The sequence below is a fragment of the Streptomyces flavusporus genome, assembly GCF_046267975.1.
Lineage (GTDB): Bacteria > Actinomycetota > Actinomycetes > Streptomycetales > Streptomycetaceae > Streptomyces > Streptomyces flavusporus.
In genome coordinates, this window is the sequence record NZ_CP176503.1 from 2,871,076 (window position 1) to 2,891,178 (window position 20,103).

At 69.9% G+C, this 20,103-nt stretch carries 14 protein-coding genes; 3 read left to right on the forward strand and 11 right to left on the reverse strand.

Translation table 11 applies throughout. The features are described 5' to 3' along the window. The first annotated feature begins 38 nt into the window (after positions 1 to 38). Positions 39 to 2,753, forward strand: coding sequence for a tetratricopeptide repeat protein (locus ACKTSN_RS13590; protein WP_409469369.1), 2,715 nt, complete (start codon positions 39 to 41; stop codon positions 2,751 to 2,753). A 66-nt stretch (positions 2,754 to 2,819) separates the two neighbouring features. Here ACKTSN_RS13590 and ACKTSN_RS13595 read toward each other — a convergent pair whose 3' ends face one another. Genes ACKTSN_RS13595 through ACKTSN_RS13605 form a run of 3 tightly spaced genes read right to left on the reverse strand, consistent with a single transcriptional unit; the run spans position 2,820 to position 7,775 of the window. Further along, the gene (locus tag ACKTSN_RS13595) at positions 2,820 to 3,533 is read right to left on the reverse strand and encodes a glycoside hydrolase family 12 protein (RefSeq protein ID WP_385785567.1); all 714 of its coding nucleotides are present in this window, start codon (positions 3,531 to 3,533) and stop codon (positions 2,820 to 2,822) included. Between the two features lie 25 nt (positions 3,534 to 3,558). Further along, positions 3,559 to 5,763, reverse strand: coding sequence for a glycosyl hydrolase family 95 catalytic domain-containing protein (locus tag ACKTSN_RS13600; RefSeq protein ID WP_409469370.1), 2,205 nt, complete (start codon positions 5,761 to 5,763; stop codon positions 3,559 to 3,561). Beyond that, positions 5,760 to 7,775 (reverse strand): beta-galactosidase, encoded by a 2,016-nt coding sequence (locus ACKTSN_RS13605; protein WP_409469371.1) that lies wholly within the window; start codon positions 7,773 to 7,775, stop codon positions 5,760 to 5,762. Before ACKTSN_RS13605 ends, ACKTSN_RS13600 begins: the two co-directional genes overlap by 4 nt. A 143-nt stretch (positions 7,776 to 7,918) precedes the next feature. Between ACKTSN_RS13605 and ACKTSN_RS13610 the strand changes: the two genes are divergently transcribed. Then, positions 7,919 to 9,580 (forward strand): hypothetical protein, encoded by a 1,662-nt coding sequence (locus ACKTSN_RS13610; protein ID WP_409469372.1) that lies wholly within the window; start codon positions 7,919 to 7,921, stop codon positions 9,578 to 9,580. A 12-nt stretch (positions 9,581 to 9,592) separates the two neighbouring features. On the opposite strand, the gene ACKTSN_RS13615 is transcribed toward ACKTSN_RS13610, so the two are convergent. The 4 genes from ACKTSN_RS13615 to ACKTSN_RS13630 form a co-directional block, all read right to left on the reverse strand. Beyond that, positions 9,593 to 11,275, reverse strand: a complete 1,683-nt coding sequence (locus ACKTSN_RS13615) for a 1,4-beta-glucanase (protein ID WP_409469373.1) — start codon at positions 11,273 to 11,275, stop codon at positions 9,593 to 9,595. A gap of 612 nt (positions 11,276 to 11,887) precedes the next feature. Beyond that, positions 11,888 to 12,823, reverse strand: a complete 936-nt coding sequence (locus ACKTSN_RS13620) for a carbohydrate ABC transporter permease (RefSeq protein WP_409469374.1) — start codon at positions 12,821 to 12,823, stop codon at positions 11,888 to 11,890. Then, positions 12,820 to 13,854 carry an ABC transporter permease gene (locus tag ACKTSN_RS13625; RefSeq protein WP_409469375.1) on the reverse strand — a complete coding sequence of 345 codons (1,035 nt, stop codon included), beginning with the start codon at positions 13,852 to 13,854 and terminating at the stop codon, positions 12,820 to 12,822. Before ACKTSN_RS13625 ends, ACKTSN_RS13620 begins: the two co-directional genes overlap by 4 nt. Before the next feature lie 27 nt (positions 13,855 to 13,881). Continuing rightward, the gene (locus ACKTSN_RS13630) at positions 13,882 to 15,576 is read right to left on the reverse strand and encodes an extracellular solute-binding protein (RefSeq protein WP_409469376.1); all 1,695 of its coding nucleotides are present in this window, start codon (positions 15,574 to 15,576) and stop codon (positions 13,882 to 13,884) included. 371 nt (positions 15,577 to 15,947) lie between these two features. Between ACKTSN_RS13630 and ACKTSN_RS13635 the strand changes: the two genes are divergently transcribed. Next, a complete protein-coding gene (locus ACKTSN_RS13635; protein WP_409469377.1) occupies positions 15,948 to 18,767 on the forward strand; it encodes a glycoside hydrolase family 3 C-terminal domain-containing protein in 2,820 nt (939 codons plus the stop codon). Here ACKTSN_RS13635 and ACKTSN_RS13640 read toward each other — a convergent pair. From ACKTSN_RS13640 to ACKTSN_RS13655, 4 genes are read right to left on the reverse strand one after another with little or no spacing between them, the layout of a single operon-like run. Further along, positions 18,718 to 19,323 (reverse strand): DUF6415 family natural product biosynthesis protein, encoded by a 606-nt coding sequence (locus tag ACKTSN_RS13640; protein ID WP_409469378.1) that lies wholly within the window; start codon positions 19,321 to 19,323, stop codon positions 18,718 to 18,720. The two genes, ACKTSN_RS13635 and ACKTSN_RS13640, sit on opposite strands and share 50 nt — an antisense overlap. Next, positions 19,320 to 19,442 carry a hypothetical protein gene (locus tag ACKTSN_RS13645; protein ID WP_409469379.1) on the reverse strand — a complete coding sequence of 41 codons (123 nt, stop codon included), beginning with the start codon at positions 19,440 to 19,442 and terminating at the stop codon, positions 19,320 to 19,322. The genes ACKTSN_RS13640 and ACKTSN_RS13645 overlap by 4 nt, the downstream gene beginning before the upstream one ends. Beyond that, complete coding sequence (locus tag ACKTSN_RS13650; RefSeq protein ID WP_409469380.1) at positions 19,439 to 19,672, reverse strand: hypothetical protein; 234 nt, start codon at positions 19,670 to 19,672, stop codon at positions 19,439 to 19,441. The genes ACKTSN_RS13645 and ACKTSN_RS13650 overlap by 4 nt, the downstream gene beginning before the upstream one ends. Beyond that, on the reverse strand, positions 19,669 to 20,061 hold the full coding sequence (locus ACKTSN_RS13655; RefSeq protein ID WP_409469381.1) for a hypothetical protein: 393 nt from the start codon (positions 20,059 to 20,061) through the stop codon (positions 19,669 to 19,671). Before ACKTSN_RS13655 ends, ACKTSN_RS13650 begins: the two co-directional genes overlap by 4 nt. Positions 20,062 to 20,103: the final 42 nt, after the last annotated feature.

Below are 20,103 nucleotides of genomic sequence, written 5' to 3' on the forward strand. Positions count from 1 at the left end.
CATCGGCATACGCCACGCTGACTTCACGGGGGAATTCCATGGCGGAGCAGGTCAGTTCACGTCGCGCGCCGTACTGGGTCGCCGGTGCTGTCGTCGGCAGCACGGCCGCGCTGAGCATGACCGGCGACATCATCTTCGACCTCTTCGCCGGGACGACCGCCGTCGCCGTCTGCGGCGGGGCGGCCGTACTGGTCGGCGGCCTCGCCTGGTACCACACGGTGCGCACCCAGCCGGAGCAGGTCGGGCCGGCGGCCGCGCAGAGCGTGCCGCGGCACGAACTGCCGGGCACCGCGCCCTGGGTGGGGCGGGAGGTCCTGCTCGACGGGTTACTCGCCGTGCTCCGGGACGTTCCGGCACCGACGGGCGGGGCCCTGGCCGTCGACGCCGTGCACAGCCAGTCGAAGATCATCGTCGTGCACGGGGCGCCCGGTACCGGAAAGACGACGCTCGTCCTCAATGCGGCGCACCGGGTGGGGGGCGAGTACCCCGACGGCGAGTTGTACCTCGAACTGCGGGGCGACGGCGACGAGCCCCGGACCAGCGCCGACGCCCTGGAGCGGCTCCTGCTGCGGCTCGACGTCGCGCGCGAGGACATCCCGGCCGGCGTCGCGGACCGGGCTGCGCTCCTGCGCACCCTGACCAACGACCGGCGGCTGCTGATCGTGCTGGACAACGCTCACAGCGCCGAGCAGGTGGCGCCGCTGCTCCCGGTGGGAGCGGGGTGCGCGGTACTGATCACCAGCCGCAAGTCGCTCTCCGACCTGGATGTCACTCGCCCTCCCGTTCAGGTCGTCCTCCCGGACGAGGACGACGCGCTGGGCGTCCTCGCGCACTGGGCCGGGCAGGACCGTATAGCCGCCGACCCGGCCGTCGCCCTGCAGATCACGCGGTTCTGCGGGCGGCTTCCTCTCGCGCTGCGCATCGTCGGCGCCAAGCTGAAGCTCCGGCCGGATCTGAGCCTGGCCGCGATGCAGGAGCGCCTCGTGAACGAGCGGGACCGGCTGCGGGAACTCGTCCACGGCGACAAGAGCCTGGAGGCGTGCCTGGGCTTCACCTACCAGGAACTCGAGGAGTCCACCCGTGCGGCCTTCGGGCTGATCGCGTCGCTGCCGGTCGGACGGCTCACCGACTGGCACTTCGCGTCCGTCGCGGGGGCCCCGGGAGCTGCGGTCGCGGCCTGTGACGAGCTGATCGAGGTCAGCCTGATGGAGGTCCAGGACAGCGACGGAGCGGACACGGGAGCGGACACCGGCTATCGCGTCCACGACCTGATCCGGGTCTACGCGGCCGAGCAGTACGAGCATCTGCCGTCGGACGAGCGGCGGCGGTTGGAGGCCCGTCTGGTGCGGGCCGTCCGGGACGCCGTCGTCCATCTGGCCGCACAGCGTGCTCCGGAACTCGCGGCGGAGGTCTCCCCGGAGCGGGTCGGCGACCTGGACCGGTTGTCGGCCGCCACCTGGGTCTCGGGCGAGCGGGAACGGCTCCTGTGGGCCATCGGCCGGGGCCGGAGTCTCGGTATGGACGCGGAGGTGGCCGAGATCGGCGAGGCCCTGTCGTACTTCCTCGACGACATCACCCTCCCGGCCGGCGCCGCGGACTGGCTGTTCAGCGCGCCGTCCGAGACCAGGCCGCGGGTACTGGGCAGCCTGCGCCGCGCCCGCGCGTCGGCGGCGCTGGCCGAGGGCGCGCCGGACACGGCGCTGACGCTGCTGGTGACCGGCGACGCGGACGCCGCGGGGACGACGGACCCGGTGGACCGGGCCAGGGACGAGATGGTCGTCGCCCGCGCGCACGCGGCAAAGAACGACTTCCGGGAGGCCCTGCGGCACATGACCGCGGCGACGGACCGGCTGCGGACCGCCGGAGACTCCTGGCATGTCCTCAACTCCCTTGAGAAATTGGGCGAGTTCCAGAGATGGCGGGGCGAGCCGGAGCTCGCGGAGCAGAGCCAGCGGGAGGCGCTGCGGCTGGCCGACCGCGTCGGTGATCTCCGAGCGCGGGCCCGACTGCGGCGCACCCTGGCCGAGACCCTCGGATACCTGCGCCGGCCGGAGGAGGCGGCGCCGCTGCTGGAATCGGCCATCCACGACTTCCGGGTGCTGAACGACCGCAGATGGGAAGGGGCCTGTCTCTACGCCCTCGGTAAGATCTACCGCCTCCTCGGCCGCCGTGACGACGCCCTTGATTGCTACCGGCGGGCGGAGGAGATCTTCGGACCGATGGGTGAGCGGCGCTGGGTCGGGCGGGTCACCAACGCCAAGATCCGTGTCCTGGCAGGCAGGGGCGACCTGGACGAGGCCGCCGCCACGGCCAGGACGGCGCTCGGTATCTTCCGGCAGATCGGCGACGAGATGTGGTACGCCCACACCCAGCGGGACGTGGGCTGGCTGCACCTGAAGGAGGGCAGGCCCGAGGAGTCCCTCGAACCGCTGACCCACGCCATCGAGGTGACCGGGCGCACGGGAGACGCCTACGCCGGGGCCATGGCGTACCACCTGCGCGGAGTCGCCCACAGGGACCTCGGCCGCTACCCGGAGGCTTACGCCGACTTCGAAGCGGCCCTCGAGGTCTACCGGTCGGGGGACTACGAGTGGAACGAGGCAGCCGTGATCCACGACGTCGTCCGTGCCCTGCGGGCCGAGGGACAGGCCGAGGAGGCCGAGAGCCTGGAGACGGCCACCGTCGCGGCCAACCCGGTCTTCGTCCGGATGCGCGGGCGGAACGGGGCCGAGGTCGTCCCGGATGAGGACTGATGGTGATCAGGGACATGGGGCCCGGGCCGGCGCCGCATGGGGGAACGGGGCGGCCCGGGCGTGTGGTCAACTGCTGCTGACCGTCAGGTTGTTGGTGATGAAGTCCAGGCCGCCGGACGACGAGGTGACCTCGTAGCCGAACTGCACGTCGCCGATGGTCTCGTTGCCCATCCAGCCCTTGGTGTCCTTGATCCACTTCAGGATCGGGAGGATGTTGACGGTGCCGGAGTTGGAGTCGGAGGTCCGCAGGAACGAGAAGACCTCGTTGGCGCCGTTGTTGCCCTTGTAGACGTTCCAGGTGTGGCCGCCGAGGGTGACGCTGCCCTGCGAGGTGCCGAGCGGGCCGACGGCTCCGTTGTAGTTCACCCAGAGCATGATCTCGTAGTCGTAGTCGGTGTCCCAGATGTCGTACGACGTGTTGTACGCGCCGGACGAGGGGACGGTGACGTTGTAGTTGCTGGTGAGGGAGCCGAGGGAGGTGATCGTCTTGTTGATCACCTTCTTGGAGTTGGGGTAGGACTTGATGCCGCCGGTGTTGGGGTGGTTGGCCCAGACTCCCCAGTTGGTGCCGGAGTTTGCCCAGATGCACTGGCTGCCGGCGCCGCTGCCCCAGATGTTGTTGTAGAGCGTGTAGCCGTTCAGGTTGGTGTTGCCCCACTGGTCGCAGGAGTTCCAGACGGCGGCGTGGGCGGGGGCGGAGGCGAGGCCGACGGTGGCGCCGAGCGCGAGGGCCGGGGCCAGCAGGGCCTTGGTGACCTTGCCGAGCGTGCTTGATGCCATGGTGTCCCTTCCATGGGTGGGGGGATTACGGGGTCTCCTGCGCCCCCAGGGTGAGGACGCAGGCCTCTCCGGCGACGAGGTCGAGCGGCTGCGCGCCGGAGGAAGTCCTGACTTCGATGCGGTGGGTGCGGGTGGGCCGCAGGACGGCGGTGGCGTCGTCCGGGCTCCAGGTGAGGTCGAGCTCGGCGCCGAACCGGGTGCGGATTCCCCGGAGTTCGCCCGCCGGGAGGCCGGCCGGCAGCGCGGGAAGCAGGACCAGCCGGTCGGGCGTCGACTGCACGAGCATCTCGATGAGCACCGCCGGGAGGGCATGGGCGGCGTCCGCGTTGTAGACGTTCCGGTGGGGGTAGTGGGCGCTCATCAGGGAGGCGTGGAAGAAGTCGCCGTCCAGGACACTCGCGAGCGCCCCTGCGACCCGCTCGCTGTCCCGCAGCCGGGCCGCGATCAGGGCGTGGTGCAGATGGCCGTGCGCCGAGTCGTTCTCGGCACCGCGCAACTCCAGCGCCCGGTGGGCGGCGGCCGCCAGGCCGGGGGTGTCGTACGGGTCGATCTCGTCGAGCGGCCAGACGCCGTAGAGGTGGCTGAGGTGCCGGTGGTCGTAGGTGTCCTCCAGGCCGGGCCGGGCCCATTCGGCGAGGGCGCCGTCGGCGTTGATGCGGTGGGGCGGGAGGCGGTCGGCGAGGGCTCGCCAACGGGGGGCCTGTCCGGGGTGGTACTCGGCCGCCGTGCGGAGGGCGTGCCGGGCCGCGGAGAGGTCCATGGCGGCGTTGACCGAGCCCCAGCTCGCGCCTGCGGGGCGGTTCTCGGGCGAGTAGGACGGGACGACGACCAGGTGGCCGTCGGTGTCGGTCCGGGTGAGGAAGTCCTCGTAGAACCGGGCGACTTCGGCGAGGACGGCGGCGGTACGGGGATCGCGTTCGCCGCGGGTCTCGTCGTGGTCGACGAGGGGCTTGAGCAGCCAGTCGGCGCCGGCGGTCCACAGATGGAGGGGGTATTCGCGGCTGTAGTGGTACGTGAAACCGGACTCGCCGTCGGTGTGCGTGGGCGCGACGACGCCTCGGGCGCCGTAGATCGCGCGGGCGTTCTCCCGCCAGTCGGGGAGCTGACGCTGGATCAGGGCTGCCAGGGCTTCCGTAACTTCGGGGAGCGCGGCGGAGGCGGCGGACGCCGTCTGGAGGTTGAGGTTGGCGTTGGTGGTGAAGGCGCCGGACCAGGCCGTGTTCCAGTCGCCGGTCCACAGACCGGTGAGGCGGGGCGGGTTCAGACCGCTGGAGGAGAGCAGGTGGTAGCGGCCGGCCGCGAAGAGGCGTTCGAGGAGGGCCGGGCTCTGCGGGCGTTCGATCAGCTCGGAGCCGGGGAGGTCGCGTTCGGCCGGGTCGGCGGCCAGGTCGAGGGTGACGCGGGTGTAGGCGGTGCGGTGGAGGCGTGCGTGGCGGTCGAGGAGATCGTCGTACGGCTGCTCGGTGAGGAGCTCACGCAGAGCCCGGGCCTCTTCCACCACGTCCAGCTCGCCGGTGTGCCGGCGCACCCGGGTGAGGAGCAGCACGGACTCGGCTCCCGTGACGCGCACCCCGGGCGGGACCAGGGTCGCCGTGCCGCCCGTGACGGCGACCAGGGTCACTCCGGTGTACGCGCGGTCGCTGCCCGGGTAGCCCGCGCGCAGAGTCAGTGCGGCGCCCTCGGGGGTGAGGAGGGAGCCGTGGCTGAGGGCCAGTGCGGCCGGTGCGCCCGGGAGTTGGTGGTCCTGGTGGATGTCGAGCGTGAGTCCCGGGCCCGCGATCTGCTGGACGATCACGTCGTCGGCGCGGGAGACGAAGACACGGCTGGTCCAGTCGTAGCTGCGGGCGGTGACCTCGCCGGTGGTGAAGTCGACATGCCGCCGGTAGTCGTGCGCGTCCCCGGCCGGTCTGCGCAGCCGTAGCTGGAAGGCGGGATGGAAGGGCTGCACCCACTGCAGCGGCCGTCCGTCCGTGAAGCCCTCCGCCGCGGTGAGGTCACCGGCGAGCATACGGTCCTGGAGGGCGGGGAGTCCGGCGGCCAGGTGCGGAGGCCGGGCGTGTTCGCCGCCGTTGGGGCGTACGAGGGTGTGGTGGGTGACGATGACACGGTCGTCGTTCGGATCTCCGAACACGAGGACGCCGTGGTGGCCGTTGCCGCTCAGGAAGGCGTCCTCCCAGCGGGCGGCCGGGTGCGGTTCCCAGGTGCCGTGGACGGGGCCGGACCGTGTCATGGCTTCAGCACCGCCACTCCGTAGCGGTCCAGGCGGACCTCGCCGGTGACGGACGTGTCGGTGAGCAGGTCGTGCAGGGTGCCCGGGACGGGGACGGTGACCGGCTCGCGCCCGTGGTTGAGCACGAAGAGCAGCTCACCGCGGCGTACCGCCTCGACCCCGGCGGGGAGGCCGTCGACGACCGGTCGGGCGCCGGCCTCGGCGGCGGCGCGGGTGAGCAGGCCCTTCAGGGCGTCCGGCTCCGGGAGCGTGGAGACGTACCAGGCGCTGCCCCTGCGCAGGACGGCGGGCAGTCCGTCGAGTTCGCCGCCCTTGTAGGGGATCGTCTCGTCGGCGTCCGTCGCCGCTTCGATCTCCTCCGACCAGAGCGTGCCGCGGAAGCCGTCGCACTCGGCGGTCTCCCCCGCGTCCAGCGGCCACCACTCGTGCAGGGTGCGGATGCCGAACAGCTCACGCAGCCGGCCGTCCATACCGCCCGGCCGCACCCGGTCGTCCTCGTCGGCGACGCCGGTCAGGAAGCCGCAGACGAGGGTGCCGCCCTCGCGGACGTACGTCAGGAGGTTCTCGATCGCCGGGTCGGTGAGGAGGTAGAGCTGCGGGACGACGACGAGGCGGTAGCCGGACAGGTCGTGCTCGGGACGGGTGAAGTCGGTGGTGAGGTGCGCCTCCCAGAGGGCGCGGTGCCAGGCGCCCAGGACGGCCGGGTGGTCGACCTCGGTCGAGAGGCGGCCCTCCTGGGCGCCGGCCCACCAGGAGTGCCAGTCGTGCAGGATCGCGACATCGGCTTCCAGACGACTCCCCGTCACCTCGGCACCGATCTTCGCGAGCTCGGCGCCGAGCTGCTTGACCTCCTGGAAGGTACGGCCCTGCTCCCCCGCGTGACTGACCATCCCGGAGTGGAACTTCTCCGCGCCCTGCCGGGACTGCCGCCACTGGAAGTAGCAGACGGCGTCCGCACCGCGCGCAACCGCCTGGAGGGACCAGAGCCGGTTGAGGCCACGCGGCTTGGGGTGGTTCACACCACGCCAGTTGACAGGACCGGCCGCCTGCTCCATCAGCATCCAGGGGCCGCGCGCCTGGGAGCGGGTCATGTCCTGGACCAGCGCGCCCTGTTGTGCGCCGAGCGGGTCCCGCGGGTCCGGGTAGAGGTCGACGGAGACGACGTCCTCCTCCTCGGCCCAGCGCCAGGCGTCCTGGCCGATCCACAGCGGCATGAAATTGCTGGTGACCGGGATGTGCGGGGAGTGCCGGCGGACGATGTCCCGCTCGGCGACGTAGCACTCCAGGAGCATGTCGGAGGTGAAGCGCCGGAAGTCGAGCACCTGGGTGGGGTTCTTCAGATAGTGCGCGTGACGCGGGGGCAGGATGCCGGACCAGGTGTCGTAGCCCTGGCTCCAGAAGGCGGTGCCCCAGGCGGTGTTGAGGGCGTCGAGGGTGCCGTATCTGTCCTGGAGCCAGCGGCGGAAGCGTTCGGCGGCCTCGTCGCCGTAGTCGGAGGTGCAGTACTCGTTGTTGATGTGCCACATCGTGAGGGCGGGGTGGGCGCCGTAGCGGGCGGCGAGGTCCTCGGTGATGGCGGCGGCGTGGCGGCGGTAGGTGGCGCTGGAGTGGGAGAAGTGCTGGCGGCCGCCCCAGTGCTCGACGCGGCCGTCGGCGTCGCGGGGCAGGGTGTCCGGGTGGAGCCTGCCAAGCCAGGGGGGTGGTGAGGCGGTGGGGGTGGCGAGGACGACGCCGATGCCCGCATCGTGCATCAGGTCCATCAGGCGGTCGAGCCAGGCGAAGTCGCGCTGTCCGGGGGCGGGTTCGAGCTTCGCCCAGGAGAAGACGCCGAGGGTGACGGAGTTGACGCCGGCGTCCTTCATCAGGCGGACGTCCTCGAGCCAGGTCTCCTCGGGCCACTGCTCGGGGTTGTAGTCGCCGCCGAAGAGGATGCGGCCGCGGGTGGCGTCGGAGAGCGCGGGGCCTTTGCGGATTGCAAACTGTTGATTCGGTTGTTGGCCGTGGCCGGTCATCTTGTCCCTCGCCAGGGTGAACGGGATCGGTTTTCGTGGTCTTGGGTATGCGTGGAACGCATGATCGGTTACGGCGGCCGGGTTCGGTGTGACGGGGCGGGAGAAGGTGGCCGGTGGCGCGTAAGCGGGGGAGGAAGCGTGAGTTGCGTACGATCGTGGCTCCCTTCACCGTTGCCGCGCCCGGCGGTGCCCGGATTCGGGACCGTCTGCGCCTGCCCCCGGATGACGAGAAGGTTCTGCGGGAAGTCGGCGAGCACCTGGGCCGCCATCAGCGGGCCGACCTCGCCGAGCGGGTGCGTATCGGCAAGGTCAAAGCGAAGGACACCCGGCGGGCGGCGCGAAAGAAGACGCTGACGGTGGTGTCCTCGTCCCGCTGGGCCGGGGCCATGACCAGGGCGAGTGAGGACCAGTACCAGCTCTCCCTGCGGTGCCTGTACGACGAGCGGGCCGGTCTGCGCCGCGCCGTCCGTACGGTCAGCCAGCGCATCGAGGTGCCGTGCGGGCAGCGCAAAGGAAAGGTACGCGGCTACAAGGACCAGGCCGAGCGGTGGCACAAGCAGCGCCGTCTGCAGGTCCTCAAGGCACGGCTCGCTGCCGTTGAGCAGCGCATCGAGCAGGGCCGGCCGAGCATTGTGTCCGGCGGTCGGCGCCTGGCCAAGGTGCGGCACAACCTCGCCGACGCGCAGCTCACCGAGACCGAGTGGCGTCAGCGGTGGGAAACGGAACGCATGTTCCTGACCGCTGACGGCGAGTCCGGCGCCCCGCACGGCAACTACACGATCACCGTCGACCCCGCCGACGGCACCGTCACCATCGTGCTGCCCGAGCCGCTCAGGCACCTGGCCAACACTCCACGCGGCCGGTACCAGCTGAGCTGCACCGCCGGTTTCCATCACCGCCGTGAGGAATGGCTCGACCGCGTGAGCGCCAACCGGCCCGTGCGCTACGACATCACGCACGATCCCGTCCGCGGGCGGTGGTACCTGGATGCCTCGTGGTCGGCCGACAAGGCAGTGCTGCCCAGCCCCGAGGAGATCCGCGCGTTCGGCGAGAAGACACTCGGGGCCGACCTCAACGCTGATCACCTGGCTGCCTACGTCCTCGATGCGCACGGCAACCCGATCGGCGAGCCCCTGACCGTCCCGCTCGACCTGACAGGTGAAGCCTCGCAGCGAGACGGCCGTCTGCGGGCAGCGATCACTCAGCTCATCACGATCGCCCGCCAGCACCACTGCGCCGCCATCGTGGTGGAGAACCTGGGCTTCGACGACGCCCGCGCCGCCGGGCGGGAAACCATGGGCCGCGGCGAGCGCGGCAAGAAATTCCGCCGCACCGTCGCCGGTATCCCCACCGCACGCTTCCGCGAGCGGCTGCGCGGCATGGCCTACCACCAGGGCCTGGTCGTGATCGCCGTCGATCCGGCCTACACCAGCATCTGGGGCGAGAAGTACTGGAAGAACCCGCTCCAGCAGCAGACCAAGACCCCCGTCACCCGGCACCACGGTGCCGCTGTGGCGATCGGCAGGCGTGGCCTGGGATGCCGAATCCGGCGTCGGCCAGGTGTGACCGGCCACGACCAGAGGATCGTGACCCGGAGAGCTACCGGCCAGACCGTATTCGTTCCCAGGCCGCGCGGGACCGCGAGCCCGCCCAGGACCCCAGGCACCCCAAACGGAGGGGAGAAGACCTGCTGGAGCCGAGGTGACCAACTCGCGCTGTTCCCCGACCTCGAAGACCGTTCGCGAGGTCACCGGGCTACCTGCCCGGATTATGGCGAGTTGGCCAACAGTGGTCAGCAACGCTAGAAACGGTCGGCATCAGACGGGCTCCCCGTACTGGATTCCGCGCCCGTTGGTGGCGAGGTAGACGCGGCCGTGGATGCGCGGGTCACCGGTGATGGCCTCGCCGGTCCAGCCCCACTGGTGGGCGTCGTCGTTGATCCGCACCCAGGTCTTCGCCTCGTCGTCGGAGCGGTAGACGGCGGTGATGGCCTCGGTGGAGCCCACCTGGTAGATCGCGGGGCAGTCGGCGCCGTCGGCGGCCTTGCCGAAGCCGACGGTGTACGAGGCCCAGCAGCTGTCGACCTTGGTGAAGGTGACGCCCCCGTCGGTGGAGCGATGCAGGCCGTTCCATTTGGCGGAGAGCCACAGGTCGCCACTACGGCCGGGCGCGACAGCGATCTTGAACTGGCTGTCCCCGGACGGCAGTCCCGTTGCACGGGCGGTGAAGGAACGGCCACTGTCAGTGCTGGCGTATAGCGTTCCAGTGTCGGTGTCGTACGCGTAGAAGAGCGTCGGGTCGGCCGGGTCGGCGACCGGCGTGGCGCCCTTCGGGAAGGAAGAGACCTCGGACCAGGTCGCGCCGTTGTCGGCGGATCGGTGGGCTGCGTACTTCGTGCCGTCCCAGTGCACGAAGGACCACAGCAGCACGCTGCCGTCGGCGTTGGTGGCGATCGGCCCCGGTGCGCTCTTGGCGATGTCGGGCTGGGCCGCGAAGGGCGCCCAGGTCCGGCCCCCGTCGTTCGAGTAGGCACCGTTGCCGTGATCGCCCCACCCGGTGCGCACGACGTACGCCGGCCTGCCCGCGGCCTGCGCGAGTCCCGTCGCCGACCCGAACACGGGGTTCGTCGCCATGCCGCGGGAGGGGGACGCCGTGAGCCGCTCGTGGTACATCACCCCGATGTCCCCGAGCCCGCTGATCAGGTGCGCCTCTCCGACCGGGGGCGAGATCAGCTGGCGCACGGACGTTTCCTCCAGGCCGCGGATCTGCGGGGCCCGGTTCTTCAGGTCACGGGTGCCGTAGAGAGTGGCGCCGGTGCCGTAGACGATGTGGCGCGAGTCGTACGGGTCGAGGGCGAGGGCCTGGATCCACCAGCCGAACTTGGGCTGGTCCTCGCCCCACTTGAGGTAAGGAGTCTCGGATACGTCGAAGACAGCGGAGTCCTTGAGGGACGTCCAGGTGCGACCGCCGTCCGTGGAACGGTAGAGCGTGTCGACGGCGGCCCGGCGGTTGTTGGTCGACACGACGACGGTGCCGGGGCGACGGGCGTCGACGGCGACGCCGCCGTAGCCGAAGGCGTCCGTGCCGCCGTCGGGGGCGGTGCCGCCCGGCTTCACCGGCGTGACATCGGTCCACGTGCCGGTCACGGTGGCCAGCTTGTGCACACTGCCGTCGGACTGGCCGTTGGGACCGGGGGCGTTGGCGTACGTCACGTACAGCGCGCGGGTGTGGCGGTCGTAGGCGGCACGGATCGGGACCTTGGCGTGCGTACCGGTGGGCTGTCCGGGAACGGGGTTCCAGGTGGTGCCGTCGGTGGTCCGGTACAGGTGGGGAGACGTCCCGTCCCCGTCACCCCAGCCGGCGTAGACGGCCCGCCCGGCCGCGACGAGCAGGGTGACGCCCTGGCCGGTGGCGCTGGGGATGGCCGGGAAGGAGCTCAAGGCTGCTGAGGCGGCGCCTCGTTCAGGACGGCTTCGCTCAATCGCGTGACAGTCAGCCATCTGCCTTGGGGCGCCAAGCAAGGCTCGGGATACCGTGACCGTGCGATCTGGGACGCCGGGTGCGGTGTCAGCGTGCGGGGCCCCTGCTCCACCAGCGAGATGGTTCAGGGCCTCCCCGTCGCCTCTGGCCGCGTCCACATGGCCAGGTCGTGAGGGACTCTGCCCACCCGGCTCGGACCACGGACGCGATCCGTGTCGCCGCCCGGGATGCGAAAGCGGACGACCAGTGCGCCCAAGACCGTTCGGGGCGTGCCAGTGAGTGGGCTTCCTGCTCACCGCCAAGGAACGGTGGAACAGCACGCCGGTTCCGTTGCCGACGGCGTTACGCCAGCGGCAGATCAGCGTGCCATAGGCGCATGTGTCCGGGGCCGTCGTGGCTTCGGCCCCGGACACATGCGCGCAGTCCTCGATGACCCAGACGGTAGTGAGCGCGGCGACCGCGGTACCGGCAAGGACCGTTCGCCTGCTGGGGCGGGACGTGCACATGACATACCTCGTTCTGCAGATTGGGGGAGGGGAGAGACCTTAGGGGCGCGGGGAACTGCGCGACCAGCCACGAACAACCCGCGGCCGAAAGACAACCGCACCTCCCCGAACCCACCCGCTCGGGCTTCAGCCCTTGACCGCTCCGGTGAGCATGCCTTTCTTGAAGTGCTTCTGGACGAAGGGCGAAAGCACAGCCACTGGCAGCAGAGCCATCACCATGACCGCCATCTGAATGGCCAGCCCCGACAGTTGACCTGTCCTGATGGCCTGGCTCAGACCGACCGGCGCTTCCTGCCTCTGCACGAGCTGGATCATGACGTTCTGCAACGGCATCATGTCCTGGTCGTTCAGGTAGAGCGACGCGTTGAACCAGGCGCTCCAGTACCCGACGGCGTAGAACAGCGTGATCACCGCGAGAACCGCCCGCGACAGCGGCATGACGATCCGCCAGAGAATCCGGAAGTCCCCGGCGCCGTCGATGCGCGCGCTGTCGATGAGTTCCTGCGAGATCCCCATGAAGAAGCCACGCAGCACCAGGATGTTGAAGACGCTGATCGCGCTCGGCAGGATCAGCGCGAGATAGCTGTCCGTCAGACCGAGGGACTGCACCAGCAGGTAGGTGGGGATGAGGCCGGCGCTGAAGAACATGGTCGCCAGCAGCGTCATCAGGATCCAGCGGTGGCCGAGGGACCCGCTATGGGACAGGCCGTAGGCGCACAGGACGGACACCGCCATCGAGAACAGCGTGCCGACCAGGGTGACCAGGATGCTGATGATCGCGGCGCGGGTGACCTGGCCGCCGCTGAGCAGCTCCTTGTAGGCGATGAAGGTGATGCCCTTGGGCACCATGACCAGGCCGCCCGCCTCATCGATCGTCTTGCGCGACGAGAGACTGGTGACGACGACGATCCACAGCGGAAAGAGAACCGCGAGGCAGGCGAACGTCAGGGCAAGCCCCTTGCCCGCGAGCCCGGCCTTGGAAGGCGGCTCCTCCCACGCCGGCCGAGGCGGCGCCGTCCACCAGCGGGGCTTGCTGACCGGCTTGTCGATGACGGCGGTCACTTCTTGTACACCCCCTGCTCGCCCATGAGATGGGCCACTTTGTTCGCGGCGAGGACCAGGCCGATGCTGACCACGCCCTTGATCAGGCCGGCGGCGGCCGCGTAGCCGAAGTCCTGGTTGCGCACGCCGTTCCACCACACGAAGGTGTCGAGGACCTCTCCAGCGTCCGGTCCGACGCCGTCGCGTTGCAGCAGGATCTGTTCGAACCCGACGGTCAGGGCGTCGCCGACGCGCAGCACGAGGAGGAGGGCGATGACCGGGCGCAGGGCGGGAAGCGTGACGTGCCACATGCGGCGCCAGCGTCCGGCGCCGTCCATCGCGGCGGCCTCGTAGTGGTCCTGAGGAACCGAGGCCAGCGCGGCGAGGAAGACGATGATCCCCCACCCGGCGTCCTTCCACACGCTCTGCGCGGTGAGCAGGAAGGGGAAGGTGTCCGGGTTGGTCATGATGTCGAGGCCGTCGTACCCGTTCTGCCTGAGCAGCTGGGAGAGCATCCCCGCGCCGCCGAACATCTGCTGGAAGACGGCGATGACCAGCACCCACGAGAAGAAGTGCGGCAGGTAGAGAACTGCCTGCGCGACGGCCCGCACCCGGGGCCGGACCACGCTGTTGATGAGCAGCGCGAGCAGGACCGGGATCGGGAAGAACAGCACGAGCTGGACGAAGAACAGCACCAGCGTGTTCTCGACGGCGTTCCAGAAGGCCGAGTCCTCGAAGATCCGCTGGAAGTTCTCCAGGCCCACGAAGGGGCTGTTCAGGATGGAGACGATGCCGTTGTCGCTGATGTAGGGGTCGTAGTCCTGGAAAGCGACGACGTTGCCGAGGATGGGCAGGTAGTTGAAGACCAGGACCAGCACGATGGCCGGCAGTGTCATGAGGATCAGGGCGCGGTCGCGTCTGAACCTGTGCCGGAGGCTCAGCTTGCCCGAGCCTCGTTCCTTCCGGGGACCGGTGGCGTCGTCGGACGCCACCGGGGTCTTCACCGGCGTGCTGGCCTCGGCACTGCTCCGAGGCACCGTGCTGTGGGACACGGCCGTTCTCCTTGCCTCAGAGCCTGGTCAGTTCGCCGCCGAGCCGTTCTCGTCGAGGAGCTTCTTGTACCAGTCGCGCAGCTTGTCGCCGCCCTTGCTCTTCCAGTCGGAGATGGCCTGCTGCATGTCGCTGATCTTCTTGTGGCCGCGGATGATGTCGTCCTCGAGCTGCTCGAAGTCGTTGACGAGGTTGGTGTAGCGGGAGGGCTCGGTGATCTGCAGGCCCCAGAACGACGACTTCTTGGTGAAGGCGCCCATCCGCTGCTCCCACTCGACCATGGCCTTGGTGTAGTCCGGGAGGTCGGGGTGGGCGGTGGTCGCGGCGGGACTCGCGACCATCACATAGGCGTTGACGACCTCGTTGTTGCCCTTGTCGTTCTTGACGGGGACGCCGTCCTTGATCGTGTAGTGCGTGCCCTCGACGCCGTAGTTGGTCATCATCCACTCCTTGGTGCCGTACGGCGCCGCGGTGACGTTGGCGACCGCCAGGACGTCGCGGATGACGGACTCGGAGGCCTTCTTGTTGACGAAGGCGAAGATGCCGGCCGGGTTCTGGGCGTACAGCGTCGGGTCACCGCCGTCGTGGCCCCAGATGTCCATGCCCCAGACCTTGACGTCGGGGTTCTGGGTGGCCAGGGAGGCCTGCTGCGCGTACCAGTTGACGATGTTGTTGTTCCAGATCAGGAACTCGCCGGCGGCGAACTTGGGGGCCGGGTCGGCGATCTGGCTCTTGCCCAGCTTGAAGTTGGGGTGGACGACTCCGGCGGCGAACAGCTTGCGCGTCCACTCGATGGCTTCCAGGTACTCCGGGGTCTCGATGCGGTTGATCAGCTTGCCGTCGACCATGTTCCACCAGAGCGGCTTCTCACCGCCCCCGAGCACGCCGAAGTTGCCGAACGCGGTCCACTTCATGTCACCGCAGGCCCACCGCTTGGCCCTGGCGTTGGTGATCTCCTTGCACAGGGCCATGAACTCGTCGGCGGAGCGCGGGACCTCGTAGCCCTCCTTGTCGAAGATGTCCTGGCGGTAGAGGGGCACGATGTTCGGGACGGACGAGGCGGGCATCGGCAGGCCCATCAGCTTGCCGCCGAAGATGGAGCGCTGCCAGGCGTCGGTCGGGATCGCCGCGAGGTTCGGGTACTCTTTGACCTTGTCGCCGGACAGGTACGGGCCGAGGTCGGCGAACTTGCCGATGATGGCGCTGGGTATCTTGCCCATCATGTTCCAGCCGGGGACGACCACCACGTCCGGCATGGCGCTGGAGGCGAGGACCGCGCCGAGTTTCTGGTCGTAGATGTTGCCGTCCTGGTTCCGCCACTGGACGTCGACGCCGATCAGGTCGTTCATCGACGTGTAGTAGGGATTGTTCCCCTTCGGCGGCGAACCCCAGAACGGCGACATGATGGTGACCTTGCCGCCCTTGCCGAGCTTCTTCGGGACCGAGGTCTTGAGGGTTGCGACGTCGAGCTTGGCGGTGAAGCCCATCGACGAACCGTTCTTCGACGGGATGTCCGGCGCCACCACGTTGCTGGCCACGTACGCCGGCAGCAGCTTCTTGGCGTCCTTGCCCGACGTGGTTCCCTCACGCGACCCGCCGCCCGAACCGCCACAGGCGGCCAGCAGAGGCATTCCCCCGCCCACCGCGACGGCGGCGACCGCCGTGGAGGCGAGGAAGTTTCTCCGGCTCGGCGCGGAGGAGGCGGAAGCGGCGTTCGGCGTCATTGCGTCAACCCTTCGTGGCGCACCAGGACACCCGGCGGTGGCCGTCGGCTGCGGTGTCTCGAGTGGAACTGGCTGAGCTGAAGCGGTCCTCCGACGAATGCCGAGGAATGCGCACCTCCCGGCGGCAGAGCCCTCGTCGTCGAAGCGCTTCGATGTTGCTGCGAGGTTAAGTGAACACCCGGGGGTGCACAAGGGTCGCTCCCAACATTCCTCCGAGGTTTGGGGTATCGAACCGACCTCATATGCGCCATGCAATGTCGACGGGAAGCCGGAGTTGTTGCCCCGAGGTGTCTTGACACCCGCCCGTACGCCGAATGAGCATCGAAGCGCTTCGAAAGCGCCTCGCCGCTCCATCGCAAGGGGAACCCCACGTGACCGCACAAACGCCGCCTACGCCGCCTTTCCGCGATCCGCACCTGCCGTTCGCGAAGCGCATCGACGATCTGCTGTCGCGGCTCACCCTCGACGAAAAGGTCTCCTTCCTGCACCAGTTCGCGCCCGCCGTCGAACGGCTCGGCATCGCAGCCTTCCGCACCGGGCAGGAGGCGCTGCACGGAGTCGCCTGGATGGGCCCGGCGACGGTGTTCCCGCAGGCGGTGGGCCTGGGCGCGACCTGGAATCCGGATCTCGTACGCCGGGTCGGCGACGCGGTGTCCAAGGAGGTGCGCGCGATGCGTGCCCGGGACGAGCGGGTCGGCCTCAACGTCTGGTCGCCGACGGTGAATCTGCTGCGCCACCCGCTGTGGGGCCGTAACGAGGAGGGCTACTCCGAGGACCCCAAGCTGACTTCGGCGATCGCCACCGCCTACACCCTCGGTCTGCGCGGCGACCACCCCACGTACTGGCGCACCGCACCGGTCCTCAAGCACTGGCTCGCGCACAACAACGAGACGGACCGGGCCACTTCGTCGTCGTCCGTCCGCCCGCGCGTGCTGCACGAGTACGATCTGCGGGCCTTCCGCGAGACCGCCGAGGCGGGCGCGGTGGCCGGGGTGATGCCGGCGTACAACCTGGTCAACGGCCGCCCGAACCACGTCTCGCCGTATCTGCGCGAGCACCTGCGCACGTGGACCGACGAGGACCTGCTGGTCTGCTCGGACGCGGGCGCGCCCTCCAACCTGGTCGACTTCGAGCACTACTTCGACACGCACGAAGAGGGGACCGCGGCCGCGCTGCTCGCCGGCGTGGACAGTTTCACCGACCACGGCACGGACAGCACGAAGATCGTCGCCCGCCTTCAAGGCGCCCTGGCTCAGGGCCGGTTGACCGAGGCCGACATCGACACCGCCGTCCGCCGCCAGCTCTCGGTCCGCTTCCGGCTCGGCGAGTTCGACGGATACGACGAAACCGGCGCCTTCGACACCCCGGAGCACCGTGCGCTCGCCCAGGAGGCCGCCGAGCAGGCGATCGTCCTGCTCCGGAACGACGGTCTGCTCCCGCTCGCCCCCGACACCCGCATCGCGGTCGTCGGTCTGCTCGCCGACGAGTGCAAACTCGACTGGTACAGCGGCACCCTCCTGCACCGGTCCACCCCTCTGGAGGGCCTGTACGAGCGGTTCGGCACCGAGCGTGTGCAGTTCGCGGAGGGCGTGGACCGGGTGCTGCTCAGGACGGGCGACGGCACCTTCCTCCATGTGCCGCCCGCCGAGGAGGCCGACGACCAGGTCCGCGGCGCCGAGGGCGCGCTCGACCCGGCGCTGCTCGCCGGCCGCACCGACCTCCCGCCGCTGACCACCGACGCCACCGGCACGGAGTTCGCCCTCGTCGACTGGGGCGAGGACATCCTCACCCTGCGCGCACCGGACGGCCGTTACCTCTCCGTCGCGGACGACGGCTACCTGCGCGCCTCCGCCGACCAGCCCGGCGGCTGGATCGTCCAGGAGACATTCCGCCTGGAAACCCACGAGAACGGTCACCTCCTCAGGCACCTGGGCACGGGGCACCCCGTCTCTGTCGCCGCCGACGGCGTGAAGGTTGCCGAGGAGAACCCGGAGATCTTCGAACTGGTCGTCGCCGAGCGCGGCGAGGACGCGGTGGCGCGGGCCGCCGCGGAGGCGGACGTGGTCGTGGTCGTCGCCGGCAACGACCCGCACATCAACGGCCGTGAGACGGAGGACCGTACGACGCTGCGGCTGCCCGCCCACCAGGAGCGCATCCTCCGCGCCGCCCGCGCGGCCAACCCGCACACGGTGCTGACGCTGGTCTCCGCATACCCGTACGCGATCGACCCGGGCCCCCTCCCGGCCGTGCTGTGGACCGCACACGGTGGCCAGGCCGCGGGCACGGCCCTCGCCCGCGTCCTGGCCGGCGACATCTCCCCTGCCGGACGTCTGCCGCAGACCTGGTACGCCGACGACGCCGACCTGCCCGACCTCCTCGACTACGACGTGATCGGCGGCCGGCAGACCTACCTGTACTTCGAGGGGACACCACTGTTCCCCTTCGGGCACGGCCTGTCGTACGCGTCCTTCTCCTACGCGGATGTACAGGCCCGCGTCGAGGGCGACACTGTGCACGTCTCGTTCACGCTCACCAACACCGGTGACGTGACCGCCGACGAAGTCGCCCAGCTGTACGCGCGTGCCGCCGATCCGTCGGTGGTCCGGCCACGCCGCGAGCTGCTCGGGCACCGGCGGATCACACTGACCCCCGGCGCGACGGCGGAGCTCACCTTCGAACTGCCGCTGACCGCCTTCGAGTTCTGGGACGTCGCCCACGGCAGCTGGCGCCTGGAGCCGGGGCCGTACGACCTGCTGATCGGCGCGTCGAGCGAGGACATCCGCCTTCGCACGACCGTGACGCTCGACGGCGAGCCCGCCGCGCCGCGTCCCGTCGCCGAACGGGGCCTGGAAGCGGCCGACTTCGACGAGCAGAGCGGCACCGAGATCGTCGACCGGACGAAGACATCCGGCGATGCGGTGACGCCAGTGGCGGGTGGGACCGGCGAACTGATCTATCGAGCCTGCGACTTCGGGCCCGGCGTGACGGAGGTGACCGTCCAGGTGGCGGGCGAGGGCACGATCGAGCTGTCCCTGGACGGCGGACCGACCCTGGCGACTCTGCAGACGCCCCCCTCGGGCCCGTACGACTACACCACCGTGGACGCCGGCATCGTCGCCGAGGGCGTACACGACGTCCACCTCAGACTGCGCGGCCCACTACGGCTCGCGCACGTCGGCTTCTCCGGTTGAGGGTCCGGACGAGGCCGACACAGAGAAGGGGCCCGGCACCGGAAGGCATCGGTGCCGGGCCCCTTCGGGGACGGCGAGCTTGCGTCGTCAGGTCCCACCGTATATGAAAATGGTTCCCATCAGCCAGAGGTTTCCACGCGAACTGCAATGTGCACAGCGCCTGCTCGGCTGCGAGTTGTACATGCACGAGACAGCTGCGGCCGCCGACGGGATTTGTGGGGGCCTCGCTGACCAGGCCCGGGAACTCGTAGAGCGTCAACAACGCCCGGGTGCAGGTGGCGAGGTCGTAGACCTGGGCGACAGGCGCCGACTGCCACCTCTCGGGTTCCATCTCCAGGTGCTCGCGAGCCCGTCTGATGACGAGTTCCAGCAGGGAGAGCCCGTCGCCCTGCACGCCCGGCTTCAGCGCTTCCACCTCCGGGATGAGACGCCGCACGTCGCCGACCAGGTGATCGTGCAGCCGCTCCGCCTCCGCGTAGGACGTGCACTGAAATCCAGCCTCGTAGTGCCGCCTTGTCGTGGCGACGTCGACGGGCCGCTCGTCCGTGTCCGTCAACGCGTCCCCTCCATCTGCGCCAGGCGGGAACGGCCGTGCGCACGCTCGTTCCGGGCCGCCTGAAGCAGCCAGGCGGCGATCTCCTCGATCCGGGGGTGAGTGATTGCCTGCCGGGTCATCGGCTCACCGCCTCGGGGTCTCTGACGTAGTTGAAGCACTCCGTGAGAACCCGGCCGACTTTCGCTCCGCTGAGCAGTACGCGCGGAGTTGTCGTCCCCTCCACCCACGGCGACGTGTCGGCAGCCCGCGCGCGGGCGCGGCTGTTGGTGTTCCAGTGCAGTCCCGTGCGGTAGCCGCTCTTCTCGAGTGGGCTCGGCCCGGCGTAGCGGACCTGTTCTGCGTGGTTCACCGCGCCGCCTCCTCTGCCGTGGCCATGGCGTCGGCCAGGGCGGCTGCGAGGTCGTCGGCCGGGGTGTGGGCGGGGCCGTCCGTCGGGTCGCGCACCCACCGCAACAGGCCGTCCCACTCGGGCGGGGCGAGGACGACCCATGAGCCCGAGCCGAGCGCTCGCGTTCCGTCCTGCTCCCAGTCCTGCGCGGTGCCGGGTGGGGTGAGGAAGTACGCCTGTTCACTGCACAGGTCGTGCAACACCGGCCCGACCGGAACGCCGCGTGCCTCCAAGTCGCGGACCGCGCGCACCGCTACGTCGGCCGACACGCGGACGGCGTCCCAGTCCTCACCGGCCGCGAGTAGCTTCGGCTCGCTGAGGTTGCGGGTCCATGTGGGACTGTGTTGCATCGTTGTTGCTCTCTCCTTAGGGGCTGATGGCGGGGAAAGCGT